The sequence below is a fragment of the Alteromonas sp. NFXS44 genome, assembly GCF_040148705.1.
GTDB lineage: Bacteria > Pseudomonadota > Gammaproteobacteria > Enterobacterales > Alteromonadaceae > Alteromonas.
In genome coordinates, this window is record NZ_JAGDEA010000005.1 from 775,579 (window position 1) to 801,730 (window position 26,152).

The 26,152-nt window shown below is 48.0% G+C and carries 19 protein-coding genes; 15 read left to right on the forward strand and 4 right to left on the reverse strand.

Translation table 11 applies throughout. The annotated features are described in order from the left end of the window. Window positions 1–2: 2 nt before the first annotated feature. The 7 genes from J3369_RS08725 (at window position 3) to rpsO (ending at window position 7,759) form a co-directional block, all read left to right on the forward strand. Window positions 3–1,016, forward strand: coding sequence for an HD domain-containing phosphohydrolase (locus J3369_RS08725; protein ID WP_349585835.1), 1,014 nt, complete (start codon window positions 3–5; stop codon window positions 1,014–1,016). A 284-nt stretch (window positions 1,017–1,300) separates the two neighbouring features. Then, complete coding sequence (gene rimP, locus J3369_RS08730; protein ID WP_303574331.1) at window positions 1,301–1,759, forward strand: ribosome maturation factor RimP; 459 nt, start codon at window positions 1,301–1,303, stop codon at window positions 1,757–1,759. 45 nt (window positions 1,760–1,804) lie between these two features. Next, window positions 1,805–3,307: a transcription termination factor NusA gene (gene nusA / locus J3369_RS08735; RefSeq protein WP_303574330.1), complete on the forward strand. Its 1,503-nt coding sequence runs from the start codon at window positions 1,805–1,807 to the stop codon at window positions 3,305–3,307. A gap of 16 nt (window positions 3,308–3,323) precedes the next feature. Further along, on the forward strand, window positions 3,324–5,933 hold the full coding sequence (gene infB / locus J3369_RS08740; protein ID WP_349585838.1) for a translation initiation factor IF-2: 2,610 nt from the start codon (window positions 3,324–3,326) through the stop codon (window positions 5,931–5,933). 83 nt (window positions 5,934–6,016) lie between these two features. Next, the gene (gene rbfA / locus J3369_RS08745) at window positions 6,017–6,415 is read left to right on the forward strand and encodes a 30S ribosome-binding factor RbfA (RefSeq protein ID WP_303574328.1); all 399 of its coding nucleotides are present in this window, start codon (window positions 6,017–6,019) and stop codon (window positions 6,413–6,415) included. After that, window positions 6,415–7,392, forward strand: coding sequence for a tRNA pseudouridine(55) synthase TruB (truB, locus tag J3369_RS08750; RefSeq protein ID WP_349585840.1), 978 nt, complete (start codon window positions 6,415–6,417; stop codon window positions 7,390–7,392). The genes rbfA and truB overlap by 1 nt, the downstream gene beginning before the upstream one ends. A 97-nt stretch (window positions 7,393–7,489) precedes the next feature. Continuing rightward, on the forward strand, window positions 7,490–7,759 hold the full coding sequence (gene rpsO / locus J3369_RS08755; RefSeq protein ID WP_070125244.1) for a 30S ribosomal protein S15: 270 nt from the start codon (window positions 7,490–7,492) through the stop codon (window positions 7,757–7,759). Between the two features lie 158 nt (window positions 7,760–7,917). On the opposite strand, the gene J3369_RS08760 is transcribed toward rpsO, so the two are convergent. Continuing rightward, window positions 7,918–8,709 (reverse strand): hypothetical protein, encoded by a 792-nt coding sequence (locus J3369_RS08760; RefSeq protein WP_349585843.1) that lies wholly within the window; start codon window positions 8,707–8,709, stop codon window positions 7,918–7,920. Window positions 8,710–8,905: 196 nt separating this feature from the next. After that, window positions 8,906–10,459 carry a GNAT family N-acetyltransferase gene (locus J3369_RS08765; RefSeq protein ID WP_349585845.1) on the reverse strand — a complete coding sequence of 518 codons (1,554 nt, stop codon included), beginning with the start codon at window positions 10,457–10,459 and terminating at the stop codon, window positions 8,906–8,908. A 162-nt stretch (window positions 10,460–10,621) separates the two neighbouring features. On the opposite strand from J3369_RS08765, the gene J3369_RS08770 reads away from it, so the two are divergent. Further along, entirely contained in the window at window positions 10,622–11,281 is a 660-nt protein-coding gene (locus J3369_RS08770) for a 2OG-Fe(II) oxygenase (RefSeq protein ID WP_349585847.1), read from the forward strand. On the opposite strand, the gene J3369_RS08775 is transcribed toward J3369_RS08770, so the two are convergent. Continuing rightward, window positions 11,262–15,008 carry a PAS domain-containing hybrid sensor histidine kinase/response regulator gene (locus tag J3369_RS08775; protein WP_349585849.1) on the reverse strand — a complete coding sequence of 1,249 codons (3,747 nt, stop codon included), beginning with the start codon at window positions 15,006–15,008 and terminating at the stop codon, window positions 11,262–11,264. The genes J3369_RS08770 and J3369_RS08775 overlap by 20 nt on opposite strands. Window positions 15,009–15,099: 91 nt before the next feature. Between J3369_RS08775 and J3369_RS08780 the strand changes: the two genes are divergently transcribed. From J3369_RS08780 to ahpF, 4 genes are all read left to right on the forward strand, one after another. Continuing rightward, on the forward strand, window positions 15,100–16,047 hold the full coding sequence (locus tag J3369_RS08780; RefSeq protein WP_349585851.1) for a diguanylate cyclase domain-containing protein: 948 nt from the start codon (window positions 15,100–15,102) through the stop codon (window positions 16,045–16,047). Between the two features lie 199 nt (window positions 16,048–16,246). Next, complete coding sequence (locus J3369_RS08785) at window positions 16,247–17,923, forward strand: response regulator (protein ID WP_349585853.1); 1,677 nt, start codon at window positions 16,247–16,249, stop codon at window positions 17,921–17,923. A gap of 382 nt (window positions 17,924–18,305) precedes the next feature. Further along, a complete protein-coding gene (gene ahpC / locus J3369_RS08790) occupies window positions 18,306–18,869 on the forward strand; it encodes an alkyl hydroperoxide reductase subunit C (RefSeq protein ID WP_119501027.1) in 564 nt (187 codons plus the stop codon). An 82-nt stretch (window positions 18,870–18,951) separates the two neighbouring features. Then, the gene (gene ahpF / locus J3369_RS08795) at window positions 18,952–20,535 is read left to right on the forward strand and encodes an alkyl hydroperoxide reductase subunit F (RefSeq protein ID WP_349585855.1); all 1,584 of its coding nucleotides are present in this window, start codon (window positions 18,952–18,954) and stop codon (window positions 20,533–20,535) included. Between the two features lie 69 nt (window positions 20,536–20,604). Here ahpF and J3369_RS08800 read toward each other — a convergent pair whose 3' ends face one another. Further along, on the reverse strand, window positions 20,605–21,114 hold the full coding sequence (locus J3369_RS08800) for a hypothetical protein (RefSeq protein WP_349585857.1): 510 nt from the start codon (window positions 21,112–21,114) through the stop codon (window positions 20,605–20,607). Between the two features lie 132 nt (window positions 21,115–21,246). On the opposite strand from J3369_RS08800, the gene J3369_RS08805 reads away from it, so the two are divergent. The 3 genes from J3369_RS08805 to J3369_RS08815 are packed head-to-tail and all read left to right on the forward strand — an operon-like array spanning window position 21,247 to window position 25,941. Continuing rightward, window positions 21,247–21,816, forward strand: a complete 570-nt coding sequence (locus J3369_RS08805; RefSeq protein ID WP_349585859.1) for a TetR/AcrR family transcriptional regulator — start codon at window positions 21,247–21,249, stop codon at window positions 21,814–21,816. Beyond that, window positions 21,800–22,900 (forward strand): efflux RND transporter periplasmic adaptor subunit, encoded by a 1,101-nt coding sequence (locus tag J3369_RS08810; protein WP_349585861.1) that lies wholly within the window; start codon window positions 21,800–21,802, stop codon window positions 22,898–22,900. Before J3369_RS08805 ends, J3369_RS08810 begins: the two co-directional genes overlap by 17 nt. Next, window positions 22,897–25,941, forward strand: a complete 3,045-nt coding sequence (locus J3369_RS08815; RefSeq protein WP_349585863.1) for an efflux RND transporter permease subunit — start codon at window positions 22,897–22,899, stop codon at window positions 25,939–25,941. The genes J3369_RS08810 and J3369_RS08815 overlap by 4 nt, the downstream gene beginning before the upstream one ends. Window positions 25,942–26,152 lie beyond the last annotated feature (211 nt).

Sequence of the window (26,152 nt, forward strand, 5' to 3'; positions counted from 1 at the left end):
GTGTGTTTGGTGAAGCCGGAAAGCCCAAATTACTGCTGGTAGATGACGAACCGGTTAACTTGCGGGTACTAAAACAATTATTAGGTAAAGACTATACCCTTTATTTTGCAAAAAGCGGTGATGAAGCCTTAAAGCTGGCTGAGAAACAACGTCCTGATCTTATTTTAATGGATGTGATGATGCCGGAAATGACAGGTTTCCAGGCCTGTACACATCTTAAAAAAACACACGGTCTTAAGCATATACCGGTTATTTTTGTTACAGCCCTTAATGATGCGACTGATGAAGCGGAAGGGTTTGCTGTCGGAGGCGTGGATTATATCACCAAACCTATTTCGCCACCGGTGGTGCTGGCGAGGGTAAAGACCCACCTTTCCCTGGTACAGTCTGAAGAATTACGACGCACCCGTATGCAGGTCATACAACGACTCGGCCGGGCGGCGGAATATAAAGATAACGAAACAGGCATGCACGTGCTTCGCATGAGTCACTTCTCAAAAATCATCGCGCTGGCGTACGGTTTTTCTGAGGCGAGGGCAGATATGCTGCTTCACGCTGCCCCCATGCACGATATTGGTAAAATCGGGATTCCGGACAGTATTATGCTCAAACCCGGCAGACTCACTGATTCAGAATTTGAAGTCATGAAGACCCATCCCAAAATTGGTGCAGAAATACTCGGTGATGCAGACTCTGACCTCATGAATCTGGCGCGAATCGTTGCACTGACACACCATGAAAAATGGGATGGCACCGGGTATCCTGAAGCTCTCGCCGGGGAAGACATTCCCATTGAAGGGCGTATTGTGGCAGTGGCGGATGTTTTTGATGCGCTCACCAGCCGGAGACCATATAAAGAAGCCTGGCCGGTGGATAAAGCCCTCGACTTTATGCATTCTCAGAGCGGTATTCATTTCGACCCGGCACTCATCGCATTACTCGACCAGTGTCTGGATGATATTCTGGAAGTGAAAGAACGCTGGAAAGATGAAGATCCAAACCCGCTACTGAGTTGATATCTGGTCTGAGTACCAGTATAATGCGCTCCAACTAGTTAGTTAGCGGGCTTACTGGAGCATTATACACGGTATACGCCTAACTATTTTGCAAACTTTTCTGCGTATTTTCGTAGTTAAACCTGTATTGTTTGCAACTGCCTCTGGCAGACAGGGTTCAGATTCTTGCAAAAAGCCCCGCTAGTACGGGGCTTTTTGTTGTATTTAAACTGATTTATTCCCTTTTCAGGCAGTAAATTAAGTAGTTGGGCTATATGCCCTTTTTTCGTTTTTGGAGGTAAGGATTGGCAAAGCTTGAAGATAAACTGACCGAGATGCTTGAGCCGGGTGTTGAAGCCCTGGGTTACGAACTGGTAGGCGTGGAATTTGTACGTGCAGGTAAGCACTCGATTTTGCGTGTTTTTATCGACCATGAAAATGGTGTAACCGTTGATGATTGCGCGGAAGTCAGTTACCAGGCAAGTGCGATTCTTGATGTTGAAGATCCAATTACTACGGAATACAACCTGGAGGTGTCTTCTCCGGGTATGGATCGACCTTTGTTCAAGGCCAGGCACTATGAGCAGGCCGTGGGTGAAGTTATTCAGGTGCGTTTGACTGTGCCTATGGATAACCGGCGGAATTTCAAAGGAAAGTTATTGTCATGTGAAAATGGCATGATCAATATCGAAGTGGATGGCCAGCAGTTCCAGTTAGCTGTGGCGAATATCGAAAAAGCAAACATTGTTCCCACATTTGACTAATGGAACAGCACGCTTTCAGCGTAAGAAAGCATCAGTGAGGCGAAAATGAATAAAGAAATTTTGTTAGTGGCAGAAGCCGTTTCAAATGAAAAACAAGTGCCTAGAGAAAAGATCTTTGAAGCACTGGAGTACGCGATTGCCAGCGCAACGAAAAAGAAGAACGAAGGCGAAATTGAAGTACGCGTAAGCATTAACCGCACCACCGGTGATTTTGATACGTTCCGCCGCTGGGAGGTTGTTCCTGACGATCACGAACAGGAAAATCCGTATGCAGAAATGTCGCTGTCTGCCGCACAAGTTGACGATCCTGACGCACAACTGGGCGATTATGTTGAAGAGCAGATTGAATCTATTGCATTCGACCGTATTACTACGCAAACCGCCAAGCAGGTTATCGTACAAAAAGTACGTGAAGCTGAACGCGCGCAAATGGTTGCAGAATACGAAGACAAGGTTGGCGAACTGGTAACCGGTACGGTGAAGAAAGTTAACCGTGACAACATTATCATCGACCTGGGTAATAACGCTGAAGGTGTTATTTACCGTGACGATATGTTGCCCCGCGAAACCTTCCGTCCGGGCGATCGTGTACGTGGTCTGCTTTACGTTATCCGTCCTGAAGCACGCGGTGCACAGCTGTTTATCAGCCGTACTCATCCTGACATGCTGGTTGAGCTGTTCCGTCTGGAAGTACCGGAAATTGCCGAAGAGACACTGGAAATAAAATCTGCTGCCCGCGATCCGGGTTCACGTGCAAAAATCGCTGTGAAGACAAACGATAAGCGTCTTGACCCTGTCGGTGCCTGCGTAGGTATGCGTGGTTCACGTGTGCAGGCTGTATCCGGCGAACTTGGCGGTGAGCGCGTTGATATTGTGCTTTGGGACGAAAACCCGGCGCAATTCGTTATTAACGCAATGGCACCTGCCGAAGTGGCTTCTATCGTAGTAGACGAAGACGCTCATGCGATGGATGTTGCAGTGGAGCAGGACAACCTGGCACAGGCCATCGGCCGGAGTGGTCAGAACGTTCGCCTTGCAAGCCAGCTGACCGGCTGGGAACTGAATGTCATGACAGTTGCCGACCTGAATAAGAAGCACGAAGAAGAAACTGCCAAAGTACTTCAGGTGTTTGTTGAAGGTCTGGATATTGACGAAGATTTTGCAGAATTATTGGCTAGCGAAGGCTTTAGCACACTTGAAGAAGTAGCTTATGTCCCTGTTAGCGAACTGCTGGCCATTGACGGCCTTGATGAAGACACTGTTGAGGAACTGCGTAATCGTGCACGTGCTGCACTGACTACCCGTGCTCTGGCGAATGAGGAAACGCTGGAAGGCGCTGAACCGACTGAAGCGCTGCTGAACCTTGACGGTATGAATAAACACATTGCCTATGTCCTTGCTAGCCGTGGAATTACTGACCTTGAAGAGCTGGCTGAGCAGGGAACAGACGATATTAGTGATATCGAAGGATTGACCGAAGAAGACGCCGGAAAACTCATCATGGCGGCACGGAATATTGTCTGGTTTGGTGAAGAAGAAGGTCAATAAGGGGAAAAAGACTAAGATGGCAGAAGTATCCATAGAAAAGCTCGCCAGCGACATTGGAACAACCGTTGACCGACTGGTAACTCAGTTTAAAGATGCCGGTATTACGAAAGCAGTTGATGATTCCGTTACAGAAGATGAGAAACGTCAACTTCTTGAGCACCTGAGCAAGCAACACGGTAGCGCCGGTTCTGGCGAACCGACACGAATGACGCTGCAGCGTAAAACTACCAGCACGTTAAGTGTAGGCAAGTCTAAGTCTGTAAAAGTTGAAGTACGTAAGAAACGCACGTACGTGAAGCGCAGCGAAGTTGATGAACAGAAAGCAGCTGAAGAAGAGGCCCGTCTGGAAGAAGAACGCGCGCGTCTTGAAGCTGAGCAGAAAGCAGCAGAAGAAGCCGCCGCTGAAGCCGCCCGCAAAGTGGCTGAAGAAAAAGCGCGTGTAGAGGCGGAAGCGAAGAAGAAGGCGGAAGAAGAGCGTGCCCGTAAAGCTGCTGAAGAGAAAGCCCGCAAAGAATCTGAAGCGCCTGAGCTGAGTGCTGAAGAACTGGCTGAGCAGGAAGCTGCACGTCAGGAAGAAGAGCGCCTGCGTAAGCAACAGGAAGAAGAAGCGAAGAAAAAGCTTGAAGAAGAAGCAAAGCGTGCGGCTGAAGAAGCCCGTAAGCTGGCTGAAGAAAACGAGCGTCGCTGGAAGGAAGAAGAAGAGCGTCGTAAACGTGATGAGGCTGCTGAAGTTCACATGCACTCAAACCGTTACGCGCAGGAAGCGGAAGACGAAGAAGACATGCAAGTTGAGCGTTCTTCACGTCGCCGTAAGAAATCGAAGAGAAATGCCGGTGAGCATCTGAAGCAAGGCTTTAATAAGCCGGCTCAGCCAGTTGAACGTGTTGTTAGACTGGGTGCGACTATTACCGTTGGTGAACTGGCTAACCGTCTGGCTGTTAAGTCTAACGAAGTCATCAAGACCATGATGAAAATGGGCGAGATGGCTACGATCAACCAGGTATTGGATCAGGATACTGCCACACTTGTTATCGACGAAATGGGCCACAAGTATGAGCTGGTTAATGACAATGCACTGGAAGATGAACTGATGTCAGAATCCGGTCAGGGTGAGAAAATTACCCGTGCACCGGTTGTTACCATCATGGGTCACGTTGACCACGGTAAAACGTCGTTACTTGACTACATTCGCCGCGCTAAAGTAGCCGCAGGCGAAGCCGGTGGTATTACTCAGCACATCGGTGCATATAAAGTTGAAACGGATAACGGCGAAATTGCCTTCCTGGATACACCTGGACACGCCGCGTTTACTGCAATGCGTGCACGTGGTGCAACCGCAACTGATATCGTAATCCTGGTTGTTGCAGCAGATGACGGTGTAATGCCGCAAACTAAAGAAGCGGTACAGCACGCGAAAGCGGCTGGTGTACCTCTGATTGTTGCTGTTAACAAAATGGATAAAGAAACAGCGGATCCGGATCGTGTTAAAACTGAACTGTCTCAACTGGAAGTTATTTCAGAAGAGTGGGGCGGTGAACACCAGTTTGTAAACGTATCTGCGAAAACAGGTATGGGTGTTGACGATTTGCTGGAAGCTATTAGTCTTCAGGCTGAAGTACTCGACCTGAAAGCCGTACCGAATGGTCCGGGTCGTGGTCTGGTGATTGAGTCGCGTCTTGATAAAGGCCGTGGTCCCATTGCATCGGTTCTCGTTCAGGAAGGTGAAGTGCGTGCCGGCGATATTTTACTGTGTGGTGAAGAGTACGGCCGTGTTCGTGCTATGCGCGACGAAAACGGCAACGAACTGAAAGTAGCTGGTCCTTCTACACCTGTTGAGGTACTGGGTTTATCCGGTGTACCGGTAGCCGGTGAAGATGCAGTCGTTGTACAGGACGAGCGTAAAGCCCGTGAAGTAGCAGCTAAGCGTCATCAGAAGAAACGTGAACTGAAACTTGCCCGCCAGCAGAAAGCGAAACTGGAAAACATGTTTGCAAACATGGAAGCCGGTGATATCAGTGAACTGAACATCGTACTGAAAGCTGACGTACAAGGTTCTGTGGAAGCGATTTCTGAATCACTGCTGAAACTGTCTACTAACGAAGTTAAAGTGAACATTGTTGGTAGTGGTGTAGGTGGTATTACTGAAACTGACGCAACACTTGCAGCGGCCTCCGGCGCTATCATTCTTGGCTTCAACGTACGTGCCGATGCAACTGCACGCCGCGTCATTGAAGGTGAAGAAATCGATCTGCGTTATTACAGCGTTATCTATAACCTGATTGACGAAGTGAAAGCGGCAATGAGCGGTATGCTTGCCCCTGAATTCCGTCAGGAAATTATCGGTCTTGCCGAAGTACGTGATGTGTTTAAATCACCGAAACTGGGTGCCATCGCAGGTTGTATGGTTACTGAAGGTATCGTGAAGCGCAGTAATCCAATTCGTGTTCTTCGCGATAACGTAGTTATCTACGAAGGTGAACTGGAATCACTGCGTCGCTTTAAAGACGACGTGCAGGAAGTACGTAACGGTATGGAATGTGGTATCGGCGTTAAGAACTACAATGACGTAAAAGTTGGCGACCAAATCGAAGTATTTGAAGTCATCGAAGTTGCACGTCAAATTTAGTCCTGAAATGGCTGAATGACAAAGCGGGGGCGTTAGCCCCCGTTTTTGTCCTTATAGCCTGATGCAGGTATGAGGAGTTAACTATGGCACGGGAATTTTCTCGTACAGACAGAGTGGCACAGCAAGTTCATAAAGAAGTTGCCAGCATTCTGCAAAATGAATACAAGCACCGTGTGGGTAATATCCCTATGATCACGGTGGCAGACGTGGAAGTCTCCAGAGATTTGGCACACGCGAAAATCTTCATTTCAATTTATGGTGCCGAAGAAGAAGAGGCCAAAGCGCATACAAAACAACTGGAAGAGTCAAAGGGCTTCGTTCGTTCGTTGCTGGCTAAACGCTTGCGCATGCGCAGTGTGCCGCATTTGCATTTCTTCCGCGATGAATCGCTCACCGAAGGTATTCGCATCTCAAATCTGGTTTCTGAAACCATTGCAAAAGATGAAGCGAAAAGTAAGCAGCGGGACGAAGAGCAGGATTAATGGGCAGACGTCGTAAGGGCCGTAGTATCAACGGTATATTGCTGTTGAATAAGCCAACAGGCGGTTCATCTAACCAGATTTTACAAAAAGTACGCTGGTGCTATAAAGCGGCGAAAGCCGGTCACACCGGCGCGCTGGATCCGCTGGCCAGCGGCATGTTACCCATATGCTTGGGCGAAGCGACAAAGTTTTCTCAGTTTCTGTTAGATGCTGATAAAACTTACGAAGTCACCATGCACCTGGGCGTCAGAACGACGACGTCCGATGCTGACGGGGATGTCGTGGAAGAAAAGCCGGTAAATGTTTCTGAGGACGAAGTCCGCAGTGCCTGCCAGGCGTTTCTTGGCCAGAGTAAGCAAATCCCTTCCATGTTTTCAGCATTGAAGCACCAGGGAAAGCCGCTTTACCACTATGCGCGTCAGGGCATTACAGTAGAAAGAGAAGCCCGGGATATCACCATTTTCGAACTGGAAATTACCCGCATGGCGTTACCTGATGTAGACATGCGTGTGCGTTGCAGCAAAGGTACTTATATCCGTTCCCTGGTGGATGACATTGGTCAGCAATTGGGTTGTGGCGGTTACGTTACCCGCCTGCATCGTACGGAAGTTGCTGATTATCCTGCAGGTAAGATGGTATCTCTGGATGACGTGATTGCTATGCAGGAAGCTCTGGACGAGGGGGAGTTTGACACCCTTGATCAACTGCTGTTACCCATGGACACGGCTGTCTTATCATTACCGGAAATCTTGCTGGACTCACAGCAATATGCCCGTTTTGAACATGGTCAGAGTGTACGGCCTGACAGCCCGGCATCACTTGTTGCCGGAGAACAATACCGCGTGTATATAAGACAAGATGATGAAGTGCTGTTTCTGGGGGTAGGAGAAGGCGTGGTATCGCCGAAAGACCAGCCGCGAGCAGATGCCGGTGAGGTATTTGTTTCGCCGAAACGCAGAGTCGTCTACACAGATTGATTTTACTTGCGTATGGTAACGTCATCGTTATAATACGCGCTCTCATAATTTCGCTGAATTAGTGATCGGCGGAATTTAATCCAATCAGGAGAAAATTATGTCACTAACTAAAGAAGAAACAGCACAAATCGTAGCTGATTATGGCGTTAAAGAAGGTGATACTGGTTCACCTGAAGTACAAGTTGCACTGTTGACTCACAACATCAACAAACTGCAAGGTCACTTCTCTGGCCACAAGAAAGATCACCACTCACGTCGTGGTCTGCTGCGCATGGTTAGCCAGCGTCGTAAACTGCTTGACTACCTGAAAGGTAAGAACGCAGAACGTTATCTTGATCTGATCAAGCGTTTAGGTCTGCGTCGCTAAGACACAGTTCTGAACGAAAAAAGCGCCGAAAGGCGCTTTTTTTGTGTCTGCAGATTTTTCTAGCCGGGGTTAGTATCTGCTGAGCAGACCGGTAGCTGGCAGAAAACAGTCTCTTAAATACTCTGGCTTGCGGCAGACTGTCGCAAGCCGGCAACAGATTACTGAGGTTGAGGCTGACTGACGACGACTTTTGTCGCTATTTCACGGATTTCGTTTTCCATGCCGCTGATACGGCCTGCCAGGCTGTTGTTACGGTTTTCCAGAACTGAAATCTTGTCAGACAGGCTCTTAACCGTTTGCGCCTGTGACGCTTTATCACCAGCTGCCTGTTCAAGTTGAACGTTCAGCGCAAGAATTTCATCAGCCAGACCACTTAACTGGTTGTTTAACGAAACCACCTTGCTTTGCTGCGCTTTTAAATCTTCAGCGACCGCAGTAACTGACTTCTTCAGTCCGTTTTCTGTAGCGTTAAGCTTATCACCCAAATCCGTGATCTCTTTCTGATTACGGCGCCAGGCTGAGGCCCAGAGCTTATCCATTTGATCCCACAACTCCTTGCTTTTATCCGTCAGCTCACTCACTTTCACCTGCAGTGCAACAGTGGATTCACCCATTTCTTCGCCTGTTGCAGAGAGTTTTCTTTCCAGCTGGGCAATACGTGAATCAGCATCTTCAGCAGCGATTTGTTGTTTCTGCAGTTGATCATACAAGTAATAACATCCGCCGCAGCCGGCCAGAGCCACGACGGCGACAAGGGCTATCCACAATCCGTTACCGCCACCGCCACTTTTTTCAGAAACAGGTGACGCCGGTTTTTTGGTGCCTGACGGTGAACTTGTGTCCGCTTTAATGGTGTGTGCAGCGGTGTGCTTTTTTTGCTGGTAGTCGCGGCGATCTTCATCATCCAGTCTGATGGTCGGAAAATCATCGTTTCTTGAATCGTTAGACATACTTACTCTTTTGAAAACTCAACTTCAGGTGATTAATCTTGCTAATAAGGAAGATGGTATCCTTAATCCCATACCAATACCATTCTCCGCGGGAAATAACAATGCACGCAGGCTGCATTGTTATTAAATTCCCACAAGTTACAGCAAAGGGCAGGCCAGTTTGCTGTTTATGGCAGTTAACTGGCCGGTTACCGACTTATTTATCACCAATCCACTGAACACGGTAGAGATCACGACGTCTGTCCAAATAGTTACGGACGGACCCTTCATTCTGCAGTTTGGTGAGCTTGTCGAGATCAAGATCAACAATCAGCGTCATCTCGGTATTTGGTGTTGTCTCAGACACAATGGCATCGTGAGGGAACGAGAAATCAGAAGGTGAGAACACCGCAGTTTGTCCGTACTGAATATCTACGTTATCTACTTTCGGCAGGTTGCCCACGCTGCCGGCGATGGCCACATAACACTCGTTTTCAATGGCACGGGCCTGTGCACAACGACGTACCCGCAGATAACCGTTCTTGGTATCTGTCCAGAAAGGAACAAACAGGATCTGCATTTCCTGTTCTGACTGGATGCGGGCGAGTTCAGGGAACTCCACGTCATAACAAATCAAAATGCCAATTTTACCAAAGTCTGTGTCAAAGACATTCAGGGCGTTACCGCCTTTCATGATCCAGTCTTTCTTCTCATGTGGGGTAGGGTGAATTTTATACTGGCTGTCTATGGTACCGTCGCGGCGGCACATGTAACTGACATTATATAATTCTTCGTCTTCCACAACCGGCATTGAACCGGCAATGATAGTAATGTTGTAACTCACCGCGAGATGAGAAACGGCGGTAAGAATTTCGTCCGTATAGCTTGCCAGATGCCAGATGGCATCTATGGACTCCTGTGACTCACTGAGTCCCATGAGCGGCGCATTAAAGAACTCAGGAAACAATGCAACGTCGCAACCATAGTCTGATAAAGCATCCACAAAATACTCTACCTGTTGCAGTAACTCTTCAACGTTCTCAAAGTAACGCATTTGCCACTGAATACAGCCGATGCGGGCATTCGATTTCTTGCCACCGAATAAACGTGGATTACCCGGTGCATAATAGATATTGTGCCACTGAAGCAGTGTGGCATAACCCCGGGAGGCTTCATCTTCCGGCAAATAGGCCTTCAGAATTTGTTTTACCTCGAAACCGTTGGATAACTGAAATGTTAAGATAGGGTCATAAATGTCTTTCGACTTCACCGCTTCAATGTATTCATACGGCGTCATTTCGTGACTGTGTTTGCCGTAATTCGGAATGCGGCCGCCAGCCATAATAGACTGCAGATTCAGATTCCGGCATAACTCTTTCCGCGCTTCATATAAGCGCCGGCCAAGTCGAAGTCCGCGGTAATCCGGACATACAATGACTTCTACTCCGTAGAGCACATCACCGTTAGGATCGTGGGTGGTGAGGTATGCGTCACCGGTAATCTCATCATAGGTGTGTTTGTCGTCAAACTGGTCGTAATCCACAATAACTGAAATGGCAAACGCAACCACTTTGCCTTTATCTTCGATACAAATCTGGCCTTCAGGAAAGGTGGTAACCTGGGCTTTGTAATTTTTGAATGGCCAGGCGCCTCCCACGTTGGCGTAAACCTTGTCCATCAGTTCTTTTACATCATCATAGTCATCCAGCGTTAAGTTACGCAGTTCCAAATGATGCTCTGTTTCTTCGTTATGATGAATGTCCTGATTCATTAAATTCGCCTTACTCTCTGATTTTACTACACCGGATGTATACACCATGACAGAAAGAAAAGATCCTTTCCATCACGTTGTCACAGTGGTTAAAAATTGATTGCCAAAACCACTTTCCCGTCGTATAAGTCCGCCAGTTTTTTTACTTACTCAAACACAATAATGACTGCACTTCTGGCTGATGACATTCCTGTCGACACGTCGCTTTTTACCCGTATCGCGGATGACATTTATTCGCAGGGATACAGCGTACAAGAATATGCTTTACCCGAAGCATTGGCGAATGCTTTATTTTTGCAAAACAATGCGATGAGTGAAGCTGAGTTTCAGGCTGCCGGCATAGGCCGCAGTACTGACTTTCAGGAAAACAGCTTCGTGCGCCGGGATGAAATTTGCTGGATAGACGGCTCGTCAGCAGCGGGTGCTGACTGGCTTTCCTGGACAGCACAGCTTAAACAGTTTCTGAACCGTAATTTGATGCTGGGTCTGTATTCCTTTGAAAGCCATTTTGCCGTGTATCAACCCGGGGCATTTTATAAACGTCATCTCGATGCCTTTAAAGGTCAGGCGAACCGTGTTCTGTCTCTGGTCACCTACCTTAATCCGGACTGGCAGGAGGCTGACGGCGGTCATCTGGTTATTTATACCAGTGAAGAAGACAAAACCGGCATTCGCGTATTACCTAAATTCGGTACCGTTGTGGTGTTTCTTAGTGAGGAGTTTCCTCATGAAGTATTGCCGGCTACCCGCACCCGGTCGTCTATCGCTGGCTGGTACAGGGTCAACGGTACCACCGGTGACATCATTGACCCTCCTCAGTAACCAGCAGACTCATCGCTTCTTTGTAATCAAGGTTTATGATGGCAGTGATAATGGCATCACTGCCGGCCTTACCGTACTTTTCTTCCAGTGTATTCCGGTGAGGTTCAACGTCGCTCTTGCGCAGATATTGATGGTTTTTAACGGCCAGAATTAATTCATCCAGCCCGGCTTTCGCTTCCCCGACATCCGGTTCGATAAAGGGTTTGCAGGCTTTAAGCGCCTTACCGGTATTGTTGTACACGATATTAAATTCTTTTCTCAGATCCCGCGTTGACTGCAATTTACCTGACTTGTGTAAGTGTTCTGCTTCTTTAACCAGGGTTTCCAGCCGGGTGGCTCCGATGGACATGGATAAGCCTTTCATTGTGTGCAGGCGCCGGCCAATCTTTTCATCATCGCCATGCTCACCGAGTTCCTCATCAAATTTGGCAAAATGAAGATGGAAGTTTTCCAGCAAACCCAGATACGTCACTACATCATTTCCCAGTCTGCCTGTGGCGGCGTCAATGTCGAAGCCAATGAGTGTAGTTGCCAGTGCTTTGCGGATAGCTGCATCATCCTGATCCTGTTGGTCCCGGGGCAATCTGACGACTGAATCTGCTCTGGCAATTTTTTTAACGAGTACTCTTTCCAGCAGATTGTATAAGTCTTCTCTGACTACAGGTTTGGCGATATGTCCGTCCATACCGGTCGACACCACTTTTTCTTTATCCGACTCCATCACCGCAGCAGACATGGCATAAATGGGAATAGTTTTACCTACCGGCAAGTTGCGAATTTTGCGGGCAGCGGTAAATCCGTCCATATTCGGCATCTGCAAATCCATCAATACAATATCAAAAGGTTTTTTCTGAAATTTACTGATGGCTTCGACACCATCTTCAGCCACGACTACTTCCAGCCCTACAGCATTCAATAACTCTGTAGCGACAAACTGGTTTGTTGGATGATCTTCCACAAGCAGCACAGATGCGCCGCTGAACATCAGGGGCGGTTTTTCTTTTGTCCTGTCTTTTAATGTGTGATTGCGATTTAAAATAGCGGTAACGGATTCTTCAAGGTCGGACAACACAAAAGGCGTGACAAGCCAGGCCGATGCAGTGCTTAAAATAATATCACTGGCTTTTTCATGAAAATGGCTTTCAGAACTCAAAAAGATCACGCCTTTCGTTATCATATTATCGTGCTGATTGCTGAGCAGTGCTTCCATAACTGAGCCTTTTTCTGCATTATTCAGTGTCGTCATATCAATCATAACAACGTCGAAGTCCGTGTCCCATTTCTGATGCAGGTAGTTGTAATTGTCGACAATGCTGACCTCGCAGCCTACAGAGGTAAAATATTGCTCTATAACAGGAATGTGTCGGGATGAATTTCCGATTATCAGTGTCCTGGCATTCAACAATTTCCCTTCCAGGGTGGTGGCATGGTGCGCGTCAGCGATAAGTGGCAGGCTGAGAGTAAACGTGCTGCCTTCACCCGGTGTACTTCTTACTGTCAATGAGCCGTTTAACAATGTGGCAAGGTGTTTACAAATTGACAGGCCCAGACCGGTGCCGCCAAACCTGCGGCCAATAGAGCTGTCAGCCTGAGAGAAAGACGTGAACAGACTTTCAAGCTTCTCCTTATCAATGCCGATCCCGGTGTCAGATACCGCAAACTTCACCATATACGTGCCGGATACGGGGCTCAGTTCCGCTGTTACAGACAGGGTAACTTCCCCTTTTTCAGTAAACTTAATCGCATTACCTAACAGGTTGTTGATGATTTGAGCAATGCGTGTGGCATCACCAACAACAAACCTGGGAACGCTTTTTCCGACGTCTGAATCGATAAACAGGTTCTTTTGTGTCGCCGTGGTAGAGAACAGGTGCAGGCTGTTTGATAACATTTTGTAGAGATCAAAAGGCGTGTTATCGATTTCCAGTTTGCCGGCTTCCAGCTTAGAGTAATCAAGAATATCGTTGAGAATTTGCAGTAAAGAGCGGGACGATGCCTGTACTTTTTTCAGATATTCCCGCTGTTTATTGCCCATTTCCATTTTCAGCACCATGTCTGTTAATGCGATCACTGCATTCATAGGGGTGCGAATTTCATGACTCATATTGGCCAGAAATTCACTTTTAGACTGATTGGCATCTTCAGCACGGTCTTTCAGTGATAACAGATTGTCCTGCATCTTTTTCAGTGGCGTGATATCCAGAAAAGACCCCATGATTTTAAGTGGCCGGCCTTTATCGTTTCTGTCGAAGACCACGTCCTGAGCCATTAACCATAACCAGTTTCCGTTGACGTGTTTTACACGGTACTGGAGAGTGTACACATTACCGTCGGTAGGATCGCTGAGCAGATGATGGAAATGATGTTTCACCTTGCCCAGGTCTTCGGGGTGGATCAACGAACTGATACCTCCGTTCAGATTATTGAGCTGTTCAAGAGAATATCCGGTAATCGCAGTATAGCGGTCGTTAACAAACTGATTTTTTCTGTTTTTCACATCGAAAATGTAGACGCCTGCAATGGAAGCGTTAATTGCTCTTCGCGTAATGCTTTCACTTTCAATGAGCTGTCCCTGAAACTGTTTTGCTTCAGTGACATCTTCAAACATGGCGACCAGCTTCCCCGGCGAAGTTGGAAACAAATACAACTGAAGACTCTGTAAACCGGGAACGGGGAGGGTAATTTCGGTTTTGATCGCTTTTTCATGGCCTTCTGCGACAGATTGCATCTTTGCTGTTAGCGCAGGGTGTGAAACAAAGACATCAGACTCGCATTTTGATAGCAAACCGTCAGCAATAGTATTTGATTTCAGCAATGAAAACTTGTTTTGCTGATATTGATAAAAATGGACCCCCAATGGCATATGTTCAATGAGACTGTCGGTGGTGGAGCGGCTGGCCGCTAGTGCCTGTTCGTTGTTTAGCCGTTCGCTGATGTCCTGCACCGATACATAGACGGTGTGTACGTCATGTTGTGCACGGTTAAGGCGGATCTCGAGTGGCACAGGGCTGCCATCTTTTTTATAACCTGTGACTATCCGGTTCATGTTCAGGGCAGCATCACTGGCGATGCCGTTGATGAATTGTTGCATGAGTTGATCATGTTTTTCTGTAAACTCAGTTGCCACTAACAGATTGATATGGCGATTTTCAAGTTCATCTTTTTCATAGCCAAAAATAGAGCAGGTCGTTTTGTTAGCAACGGTAATAATACCATCAGAAGCCAGCACCATGATGCCCACATGGGCACTGTCTGTACTTTCACGCAATATTAAATCCTGCTGGTGTTCATTTTCCAGGCGTAAATTTTCCAGCCTGGCATTGCTGGCGTCTTCCATCGCTTTTTTTAACTGATTAACGTTTGGCAATTGCAGAGCGGCAGGAATGGAACTATATACTTTATAGGCGGTAATACACGAAACAATGGCGGTGACGAGTTTGGCAATACCATGGAGGCCGTATGCACCATGCCAGATGACGAAGATACTGATGAGATGCGTCACACCACACAAGGCGATGAACAGAGAGAAAAGGATAAAAATACCTTTAAACTTTAGATCGCTTCGTTGCCTGACAAAGTAAAAAATGGCAATGGGAATTGAGAAGTATGCCGTGGCAATGAGCAGGTCAGAGATGACATTAAGCCACAAAATTTCCGGGTTCCACAGATAGCAGTGACCGTGCGGCATGAAGTTAGTACGCAATAAGTTATCTAATACGTTGGACATAAAAAGTCGTTTTGTTCGCCATGTATTTCATAATAGAAAGGTTTTTGTATTACTGCGAGTTGTTATTGGTTTAAGAAACAGGATTTCACAAATGCCCATATCACGTTCCCGCGTGCTAATTGTCGATGATGACATTACGACAATCAGGCTGATCGCCGAAGCACTGGCGACAGATTACGAAGTGATTATTGCAACGGATGCAGAGGACGGCCTCGAACAGGCTATTTCAACTGAGCCTGAGCTTATTCTTCTTGATGTACTGATGCCGGAAATTAACGGTTTTTCTTTATGTCGGAAATTAAAGTCTGACGAGCGTACCCGCCGTATTCCCGTAGTGTTTGTTACCGGTTTAACTGAAGTGAGTGACCAGGCTAAAGGTTTCGAAATTGGTGCGGTTGACTACATTACCAAGCCTATCGAAGTGCCGTTGATGCGGGCGCGGGTAAAAACCCATGTGCGCCTTTACCGGCAAACTATGCAACTGGAGTCGCTGGCCGCCACAGATCCCCTCACCGGGCTTTCTAACCGGCGCAAGTTCGATGAGAGTCTTGCCCATGAAATCGAGCGTTGTCAGCGTAGTCAGAGCGAACTGGCATTGCTGATGATCGATATAGATGATTTCAAAGCCTATAATGATAAATACGGCCACGGTAAAGGTGACGATTGCCTGATCACGGTAGCTAAATTACTTAAAGACAATGCACGCAGGGGAACGGATTTATGCTGTCGTCTGGGCGGGGAAGAATTCGGTATTATACTGGGTGAGACCGACAGAGCCGGCGCAATGACGCTGGCTGAGTACATCATTTCTGTGTTCAACGAGTTAAAGCTGCCTCATGAAACGGCCTCAGCCTTCCCTTTTTTGACTGTAAGTATTGGGGTGTCAGTTATGGATATGCGCAGTGCCCTGAAAAACCGCGTATATGGCCGTGACCTGGTAGACAAAGCGGATGAAGCGTTATACCGGGCTAAATCTCTGGGCAGGAACCGCGCCGAATTTATGCCTCTTGCATTTCCTATGGTAAAAAAAATAGGATAAAACCCTTGGCTGGTCTGCTTCATCATTGCTACTAAAGTCGTAACAGTTTATTGTAAACGGTAAATATTGCGAACTTTACACAGATGGCAGGCCGCATTTCATTCCGGTGAAACGGAATTAACATGGTGAGTGTGTGCAGCCACTGATCAGGGAAGAAACGCAAAGGCATTCGGATTAGCAGTAAGATTGGATACACAAATTGGAAAAGTTTCCTCCACTTGTCCCCGCAGAAGAGTTAAAAGTCCTGATTATCGATAATCAGGGTCTGGTTCATGATGTTATCAGCAACGCCTTAAAAGAAGTCGGCATCCGCCGTGTGGACAGTGCATTTAATGCCTTTCACGCTGTTCGCCTTTGTGAGCAGAACACTTATGACTTTGTCATGATCGCTTTTAATGTGAGTGTGGATAAAGACGGCTTTCATTTGTTTGAAGAGCTCAAGCACCACCGTCATATCACAGATAAGACCACGGTTATCTTTCTCAGTGCCGAAACCAGTCAGGCGCTGGTGAACTGCATTGTTGAGTTGCAACCTGCAGATTTCTGGGTCAAACCGCTGGATCGCAACCGTATTGAGCAACGGTTGCGCTATCTGATTAACATCAGAAGTAAGCTGCATAAGCTGCAATGTTGTCTTAATCAACAGGATTATTCTACCGCTGTTTACTACGCAGAGCGTCAACTGATGGATAAATCCGTCAGCGAATACCATCCCCGCCTGAAGCGTATAATCGGCGAAAGCTATCTTTCATTGCGTGACTACACCACTGCAGAAGTGTATTTCAGGAAACTGCTGCAGCAATACGATCATGCCTGGGTGCATATGGGACTGGCCAGATCGTTACTTCGTCAGAATAAACTGGAAGAAACTGAAACCCTGGTGGAAGATTTGCTGCAACGTGATGATACCCGCTTCCTGACATATGATTTACTTGCACAGTATTACATTGAAAAGGAAGAGTTTGATAAGGCGTATGAGCAGATGCGTGAAGCCAGTAAGCTGGCACCGCGGAATATCGAACGTAACAAACGCTTATGGGATCTTGCCAGGTTAAACCATGACAAGCCCGGTCAGTTAATGGCTGTGCAAAATATGGCAAAGTACGCCAAAAATTCAATTCACGATTCGCCGGAACTGACCCTCAATGTTATGCGTGCAACGCTCGATATGGCTACCACCGCTTCTGCCGGTGACGCTGAAAAGCTGGTGAGAAAAGTTGAAGCAGAACTGGCGGAACTGAGTAAACAGCAGGGACTGGATAAAGTACTGACCGAGCAATTTTCTGTACTCAATGCCAGAGTACTGTGTTTGCGTAATCAGAAAAAATCCGCCGAAGCGATCATGAAGACCAAAAAGCCGGATACGGACGGTCTGTCTATGGAAGACAACCTGGATAAAATGAAAGCGTTCCATGAACTGGGTATGCGGGAGCATTGCCTGGCGTTACTGGAAAAACTGCATAAACAGATTGCCGGGGATACCTTTACCAGTCAGGTTGTTGATGAATACCTGAAACAGGAATCTATCGAGCGCAAAGAGATTAATTTTACCACCCGTGAACTGAAAGACATGGCTGCGGTAAATTACAAAGAGAATCGCTTTGTGCCGGCGTACAATAACCTGCGACAGGCACTCACGTTATCTCCCGGCAATAAGCAAATTGCGCTGAGCCTGCTTAAGGTACTGGTGCAACTGAATAAGAAAGAACCTTTGAGCGACGAACAGCTGGAGCAGGCTGTAAAAGCTGCTACTACGTTATCCGGCGACGGTCTGGGCACTACCCAGGCAGAAAAGCGCAACGAATACGTGCATTTGCTGAATATCGAAGAGCAACTGAGCGGGGTTGATGAACCAGCCTCTTCTTTACTGACCTGACACACCGCCCGATGCCGGCAGCTACGGGTTAGCTACCGGCGCCTGCGTTTTAGCTGCCGGCATCCCGGGCCGCTGTGCTGTGTTGCGAAATCTTCATTGTATTGTCACTTGATCTCGGCAACATACTTTGCCAAACTATAAATTGCATTTTCCGCTCAAATTCAAATCTAATAATCAGAAAAACTGATTAAGCCTTTCAATATTACCAATTATCTTTTTGAACCCTGCACGACTATTCTAATCACAAGTCAACGGGGACGGGTTCAACAAACCATAAAGTTCGAACCATGTTTCTGATTAATTCGTAGATACCGTGTCCATTAGTCAACCGGTTGCCCGGTGCGAACGACACACAACAAACTAACTTAATGGAGATTAACCAATGGCAATTATCAACACTGCTATCAAACCTTTTAAAGCAAATGCATTTAAAGACGGTGAATTTGTTGAAGTAAGTAGTGAAGACATCAAGGGTAAATGGGCGGTATTTGTATTCTATCCTGCAGACTTCACTTTTGTTTGCCCGACTGAGCTTGGCGACATTGCTGACAAGTACGAAGAGCTGCAAGCCCGTGGCGTAGAAGTATTCTCAGTATCAACTGATACACACTTCACTCACGCTGCATGGCACGCGTCTTCTGAGACTATCGGCAAAATCAAATTTGCAATGATCGGCGACCCTACCGGTGAGATCACACGCAACTTCGATTGTATGCGTGAAAACATGGGTCTGGCTGACCGTGGTACGTTCGTTGTTGACCCTGACGGTATCGTGCAGGCAATGGAAATCACCGCTGAAGGTATCGGCCGTGAAGCAGACGACGTAGTACGTAAAGTTAAAGCAGCACAATACGTTGCTTCTCACCCTGGTGAAGTATGTCCTGCTAAATGGAAAGAAGGTGAAGCGACATTAGCGCCTTCATTAGACCTGGTAGGCAAAATCTAAGGTAACGTTGTTTACCAACTCTTTGTGACGGTGCAGGCAACTGCCTGCACCTCCTTAACACTAAGCAAAAGGCAGAATTACCGTGTTAACTAAAGAAATTTTACAGGCATTGAAAGGCTACACCGCGTCAATGCAGAAAGAAGTAACATTCGTTGTCCAGACTGGCGAGCACAGCAAGCGTGGCGAATTGGTTGAATTTCTGTCTGGCGTAGCAAGTGTAAGCGACAACATTAAGTTGGAAGAACGTGATACAAATGGCGTTTTACGCAGCGCGACAAGCTTCTTACTTGAAGCTGACGGTGAAGATACCGGTATTCGTTTCTCCGGCATCCCGGGCGGACACGAGTTTAACTCGTTAATCCTGGCTATCTTACATGCGTCAGGCACAGCGCTGAAAGTAGACGACAATCTGCAAAACATCGTTAAAGGTGTCAACGAGCCGCTGCACTTTGAAGTGTTCATCAGCTTGAGTTGCCACAACTGTCCTGATGTTGTGCAGGCGCTGAATCAGTTTGCATTATTAAACCCTAACATCACATCTGAAATGATTGATGGCGGTGTTTATCCGAAACTGATCGAAGAAAGAGACATTCAGGGTGTACCGAGTGTTTACTTAAACGGCGAATTATTCGCTAATGGCAAGGTAGATGCGTCTACACTGCTTGATAAACTGTTAGAGCGCGACCCGTCGCTGAAAGAAGCGAATAAGGGTAAAAGCATGCCGCTTCAGGACGTAACCGTGATCGGTGGTGGTCCGGCAGGTGTGAGCGCTGCAATCTACAGTGCACGTAAAGGCTTAAACGTGACCATTGTGGCTGACCGTTTTGGTGGTCAGGTAAAAGATACCATGGGTATCGAAAACTTAATCTCAGTGCCGAAAACCACAGGACCCGAACTGGTGGGCAACCTGATGGAGCACATGAAAGATTATGACATCACGTTGAAAGAGCACGTGAAAGTCGAAAACATTGAACGTGGCGACATTAAAATCGTGTCGTTGTCATCCGGCGAAGAAATTCGTACCCGCTCCATCATTGTGGCCACAGGTGCCCGCTGGAGAGAACTGGGTGTTCCGGGTGAGAAAGAAAACGTAGGTAATGGCGTGGCATACTGTCCGCACTGTGACGGCCCTTTCTTTAAAGGCAAAGATGTGGCTGTTATCGGCGGGGGTAACTCAGGCATCGAGGCTGCTCTTGACCTGGCAGGTATCGTGAAGTCTGTCACCGTGTTCGAGTTTATGCCAACGCTGAAAGCCGATGATGTTCTGGTTAAGCAGGCTGAAAAGCGTGACAATATTACCATTTTGCGCAATGTAGCGACGAATCAGATTGTGGCAGAAAACGGCAAAGTAACGGCCATTGAGTACACAAATCGCGAAACGCAGGAAGTGACCACGTTACCGCTGGCAGGTGTGTTCGTCCAGATTGGTCTGGTACCGAACAGTCAGTTCATGCAAGGTGTCGTGGATATGACCAAACACGGTGAAATCATCGTTGATAATAAATGTATTACTTCTGAGAAAGGCATTTTTGCAGCCGGCGACGTCACCACCGTGCCGTACAAGCAGATTGTCATCTCAATGGGTGAGGGCGCAAAAGCATCTCTGTCAGCCTTTGAATACCTGTTGACTCACGAAGTCCCTGCAAACGAACAGGCAGATGCATAACGCATCGCAATAAAGAACTGACCGGCATCCTGTGATGCCGGTTTTTTTATGTCCGCCGTACTGCGATAGTTATTCCCGCCATGCCCAGTCTGCATGCTTCAAACCCAGCAGGGTAATGAACTGGGAGTAATCGTTTTTGCCCATCGCCATAGCAACGGTTTTAAATACCGACTTTGCCCGTGAAGCTTTTGCCTGAAGCAGCTCAAGGCGTTTCTCTGAATGGCTGTCGAAGCGGCTGGCGAGGATGTCGTCTATTTTATTTACGGTATGCCAGTACGCCAGAACGTTGCTGATAAGCTTCTGGTAAATGCTCACCAGTCTTTTGTCCTTAAATACGTTTTCCAGTCCGGCACTGCTCACAGCCTGCTGAAAAGAGTGCACCGTTTCAAGTTCAATCATGCCTTCCAGCGCTGACAGTTCTCTGAGTAAATCATTCAGGTATTTTTGATGTTCAGCACCGGCGTAAAAACCGCTTTCCTGCATTTCGATATCACTGAGAAGGATATCTATATTCACCAGGTGCCGCTGTGTCGTGGCGATCATTACAACATCAGAATAAAGAAAATAATCAGTGAGCATACACGAATTTCCCGCGTAAAGGGTAGGGGTACCTGATAAACCCTCACTGATCCATAAACAGATCTGCATATTGATTGACAAAAGCGCTTATTTGATTTAAAAACCGACCAGTTGGTTTTTTTTGGGTGGATGATGACAGAATCAAAAGCGGATACGTCGCGAAAGCGTATTTTGGATGCCGCCACAAAAATTGCTATTGAACAGGGGCCCAAGGTGCTTACCCTGGACAACGTGGCAAAGCAGTGCGGAATGAGCAAAGGTGGTGTAATGCATCACTTTAAAAACAAAGATGCATTACTGGCCGGTATGGTGGAAAGCATGATTGGCATGATGAAAACTGAACTGTGTGAAGTTGAGAAAGCCCATGCTGATGCGTTACCCGTGACAAATTTGTTGCGTACCCGCCAGCGTGCACACGAAAAGCTCGCTGTGCATCAGGCCAAAATTTTGCTGGTCGCGGCGGTGGAAAATCCGTCGTTATTGTCACCCATGCTCGAAATGATGCAAAGCAAACGTGAAGAAATTGAACAGCACGACGCGGTGGATGAAAGCACCCTGTTGTGGCTGGCGGCTGATGGACTAAGCTTTCAGGAGCTGATGGACATCAGTCCGTTCACAGCAGAAGAGCGCATCGCCCTGCGCGGAAAATTAATTAATAAAGCGATTGCCTTAGAGGAAGCACGAAATGAACATCAGGATTAAATTACCGTCAATTATGGCAATCGCAGCAGCATCTGCGGCTTTTCTGCTGGCCGGATGCAGCGGCGAAGCGCAGGAACAGAAAGCGCCGCCGCCACCTTTGGTTCAGGTGTATGAGGTCGGTGCTGACGATCAAACAATTGTCAGACACTTTGTTGCCAGAGTGGATGCTCTGAGTACGGTGGACTTATCTTTTCAGGTTGCAGGACGCATAAACCAGCTGGCAGATCGCCAGGGGGTTGTGGTACCGGAAGGTGAATTACTGGCAGCACTGGATCCGCAGGATTACGATCTGGCCCTGAAACAATCTGAAGCCAGTTTCCGCAAGGCAAAATCTGATTTTGAACGTGGAAAACAGCTGCAGAACGATAATTACATCAGTCAGAGTGAATTCGATGCCCTGGAAACCGCATATGAAAACGCGGAACTGGCTGTTGAGAATGCCGGCATCAATATCGAATATACCGAATTGCACGCGCCTTTCGATGCGCTGATCACTAACCGTCTGGTTGAAAAGTTCTCGTATGTGCAACCGAATCAGTCTGTGCTGCGGGTACAGAACATTAATTATCTGCGGGTTCACGTGAATGTGCCTGAGCAGCTCATGCGCTACGCCGTGGAAGAAAACCCGGTGTACCAGGCGTATCTTGAAGATGAAGACGGTAATCTGATTTCGGGTGATGATGGTAAACCGGTAACCTTAAGTTATCTGGAGCATAAAACTGAAATTAATACATCAACGCAAACTTATCAGGTGACATTTAAACTGCCCCGCCTTGAGCATCTGGACTTGCTGCCGGGTATGGTGCTGACCGCGCGTATTGTCGTGGCAAACCCCATCGGGCCGGTTGGCCTGTGGGTGCCGGTGAGTGCTGTTGATACGTCGGGCAGTGAAGACTTTGCGGTATGGCGGCTGGAAGGGGATAAAGTGGTTTATCACCCGGTGACAGTAGGTCTTATCCGTGATGATAAAGCGCAGGTAACAGCTGGACTGGAGGCCGGTATGCGGCTGGTGGCTGCGGGCACAGACAGTCTGCAGGATGGTATGACAGTACGGGAGTTTAACAAGGAGAAGCCTGTACTATGAGAATCGCCACTTATTCAATTAAGAATCCGCTGACAGTATGGCTGCTCATGCTGATCTGCCTGATTGGCGGTGTCACCGGTGTCGTTGCCATTGGCAAGCTGGAAGATCCGGCTTTCGCGGTGAAAACCGCTATTGTTACTACCACGTATCCCGGCGCCACTGCCGAGGAAGTGGAGCTGGAAATTACCGAACCGCTTGAATCTACTATTCAGCAGCTGGCGCAACTGGGTGATATTACCTCCCGCTCCTTGCCCGGTCAGTCTCAAATCACGGTGGAAATCCGTGACGACTTCAACAGTGACAATTTGCAACAGGCGTGGGATGAATTGCGCCGTAAGGTGTCTGCGGCAGCCATGAAATTGCCGTCAGGAGCAAACAGTCCGGTGGTGAATGATGACTTCGGTGACGTATATGGCATGTTTTACGCTGTGGTGGCTGAAGGTTTTTCAGACCGTCAGCGCCAGGAGCTGGCAACACGGTTAAGACGTGAAGTGCTCACTGTGCCGGGCGTAACACAGGCACAACTGGCCGGCGTGCCGGAAGAAACTATTTATGTGGAAGTGACGCAGGAAAAGCTGGCCAGTCTGGGAATTTCTATGTCCAGTATTGCCAGCGTATTTCAGACAGAAAGTGATATTGCCAATGCGGGCAGCATGCGTCTGGGCGAGCGCCGGATCCGGCTGGTTTTGCCTGCCGGTGATGATTCCGAAGAAACCATTAAAGGTTTGAAATTCGGTGTGCCCGGCACCACCGAACAACTGCACATCGGCGACATTGCCCGTGTGTACCGTGTGGAATCTGAATCGCCGTCACAGGTTGTAAGACATAACGGTCACGAAGCGTTTACCCTGGCCATTGCCGGTCGCAGTGACCGGAATATTGTAGATATAGGTCACGCGGTCGAAGCGCACCTCGATGAATTGCGTAGCCACTTACCCCTTGGTGTGGATATTCTGCCAATTTATGAGCAGCATATTGTGGTAGATACAGCCATCAGTGACTTTCTGGTGAACCTGGCGGCTTCTGTTGCCATTGTTGTTGCTGTACTTTTGCTTGTGATGGGCTGGCGCGTGGGCGTTGTGGTTGGCGGTACATTGCTGCTTACGGTACTTGGTACCGTGCTTACCATGTGGATATTTGAAATCCAGATGGAGCGGATTTCCCTGGGCGCACTTATTATCGCCATGGGGATGCTGGTGGATAACGCCATTGTTATTGCCGAGTCTATGCTGTTAAGCATGCATAAAGGTCAGGACTCGGTATCCGCTGCCGAAGATGCGGCACAACAAACCCAGTATCCGCTGCTGGCTGCCACCGTCATCGGCATTCTTGCCTTTGCTGGTATCGGGCTCTCACAGGATACCACCGGCGACTTCATGTTCTCGCTGTTCGCGGTGATCTGTATTTCATTGCTGCTCAGCTGGATCCTGGCTGTTACGGTAACGCCTTTGCTGGGGCACTATCTGTTTACTCAAAAAGAAGCTGGTGAAGATGCCGGTCATTATGACGGCGTTGGCTACCGCTTTTACAAGGGGTTACTGGGTGCAGCGTTGCGCTTTCCCCGCATTACCGTACTTGTGCTGGTTGCCACGACGGCGGTGAGCGTAATGGGTTTTGCGCTGGTGAAACAGTCCTTTTTCCCGCCGTCAAATACGCCCATTTTCTATATTAACTATACCTTGCCTCAGGGCAGCGACATCCGTGCTACTGAAGCTGACATTGCTGATATAGAAGCACTGGTGAAAGCCCGTGACGAGGTAGTAAACGTAACCAGTTTCATCGGTATGGGCGCCAGCCGGTTTATGCTGACGTATTCACCGGACCTGCCAAATCCGTCTTTTGGTCAGTTAATTGTGCGCACGCATAACCGTGAAGAAATACCGCTGGTGATGAACGAATTGCGGGCGCAAATTCGTGAACGGCATCCTCAGGCTGATGTATTTACCCAGCGTTTGTTCTTCGGTCCGGCTACCGGTGCGAAAATAGAGGCACGTTTTAAAGGTAATGATTCTGCCGTGCTGCGGGAACTGGGCGCAAAAGCTGAAGCATTAATGCGTCAGGAGCCTACTATTACCGATGTGCGTCAGGACTGGCGTCAGCGCGAATTCACCATCTATCCGGTAGTGGATGAGCAGAAAGCGAAAATTGCCGGTCTGTCGCGTACTGATATTGCCGATGCAACGGAATTTGCCACGGTAGGTAAAACCGTAGGTATTTATCGTGAAGACGAACGTCAAATCCCGGTGGTGATCCGTCCGCCTGTGTCAGAGCGTCAGAACATGGACTGGCTCAGAGACCGCCTGATATGGAGTGAAGTGCAACAGGACTTTATCCCTATTACACAGGTAATTAAAGAGTTTGACGTGCAGGCACACGACGGCATTATCAAACGCCGTAACCGCGTGCGCACGCTGACCGTTCAGGCAGAACCCGCCGGCGATTACACCGCGGAGGAAGCCCGCAGGAACGTGGCAGCCGTGATTGAAAACATGCCTCTGCCGGACGGCTACAGTTTTGAGTGGGGCGGCGAGTTTGAAAGCTCCCGTGACGCGCAACAAGCGCTGGGACAGCAGTTGCCGCTGAGTTTTCTCAGTATGATCCTGATCACCGTATTGCTGTTTAATGCGGTCAGGCAGGCATTGCTCATCTGGTTTATTGTGCCGATGGCGATTTGCGGTGTTACAGCCGGCCTGGTGTTTACCGGCATGCCGTTCAGCTTCACGGCATTACTCGGGTTGTTAAGTCTGTCGGGCATGTTGATTAAAAACGCCATCGTTCTGGTGGATGAAACCGATCTGCGCCGCAAAGAGGGCGGAGCACTGAGAGACGCGATTGTCGGTGCAAGCCTCAGTCGTGTAAGACCGGTCGTGCTTGCCGTGTTAACCACTGTTCTCGGCATGATCCCGCTGCTGTGGGATGCGTTCTTTGCAAGTATGGCTGTGACTATCATGTCCGGTCTGACCTTTGCCACGTTACTCACGCTGGTGGCGGTACCGGTATTGTATTCGCTGTTTTTCAGTGAAAAGGACATGGGTCACTGATTACGACTTATTTGTGTGTGAGTGTCATATCCCTTCGTACCGGCGCATATTTTGCGCCGGTGCTTTTTCTGCTCCGTTAATCACGGCGTATACTGCGCTGCAGTTTTCGTGATATTAATGATAATGAATATCTTTTACATTTCTTAAGGGTGTTTGTATTATTAGCGTTTAAATGACTAAGTGCACAGGACAAGTGCGCAAATCTGCCTTC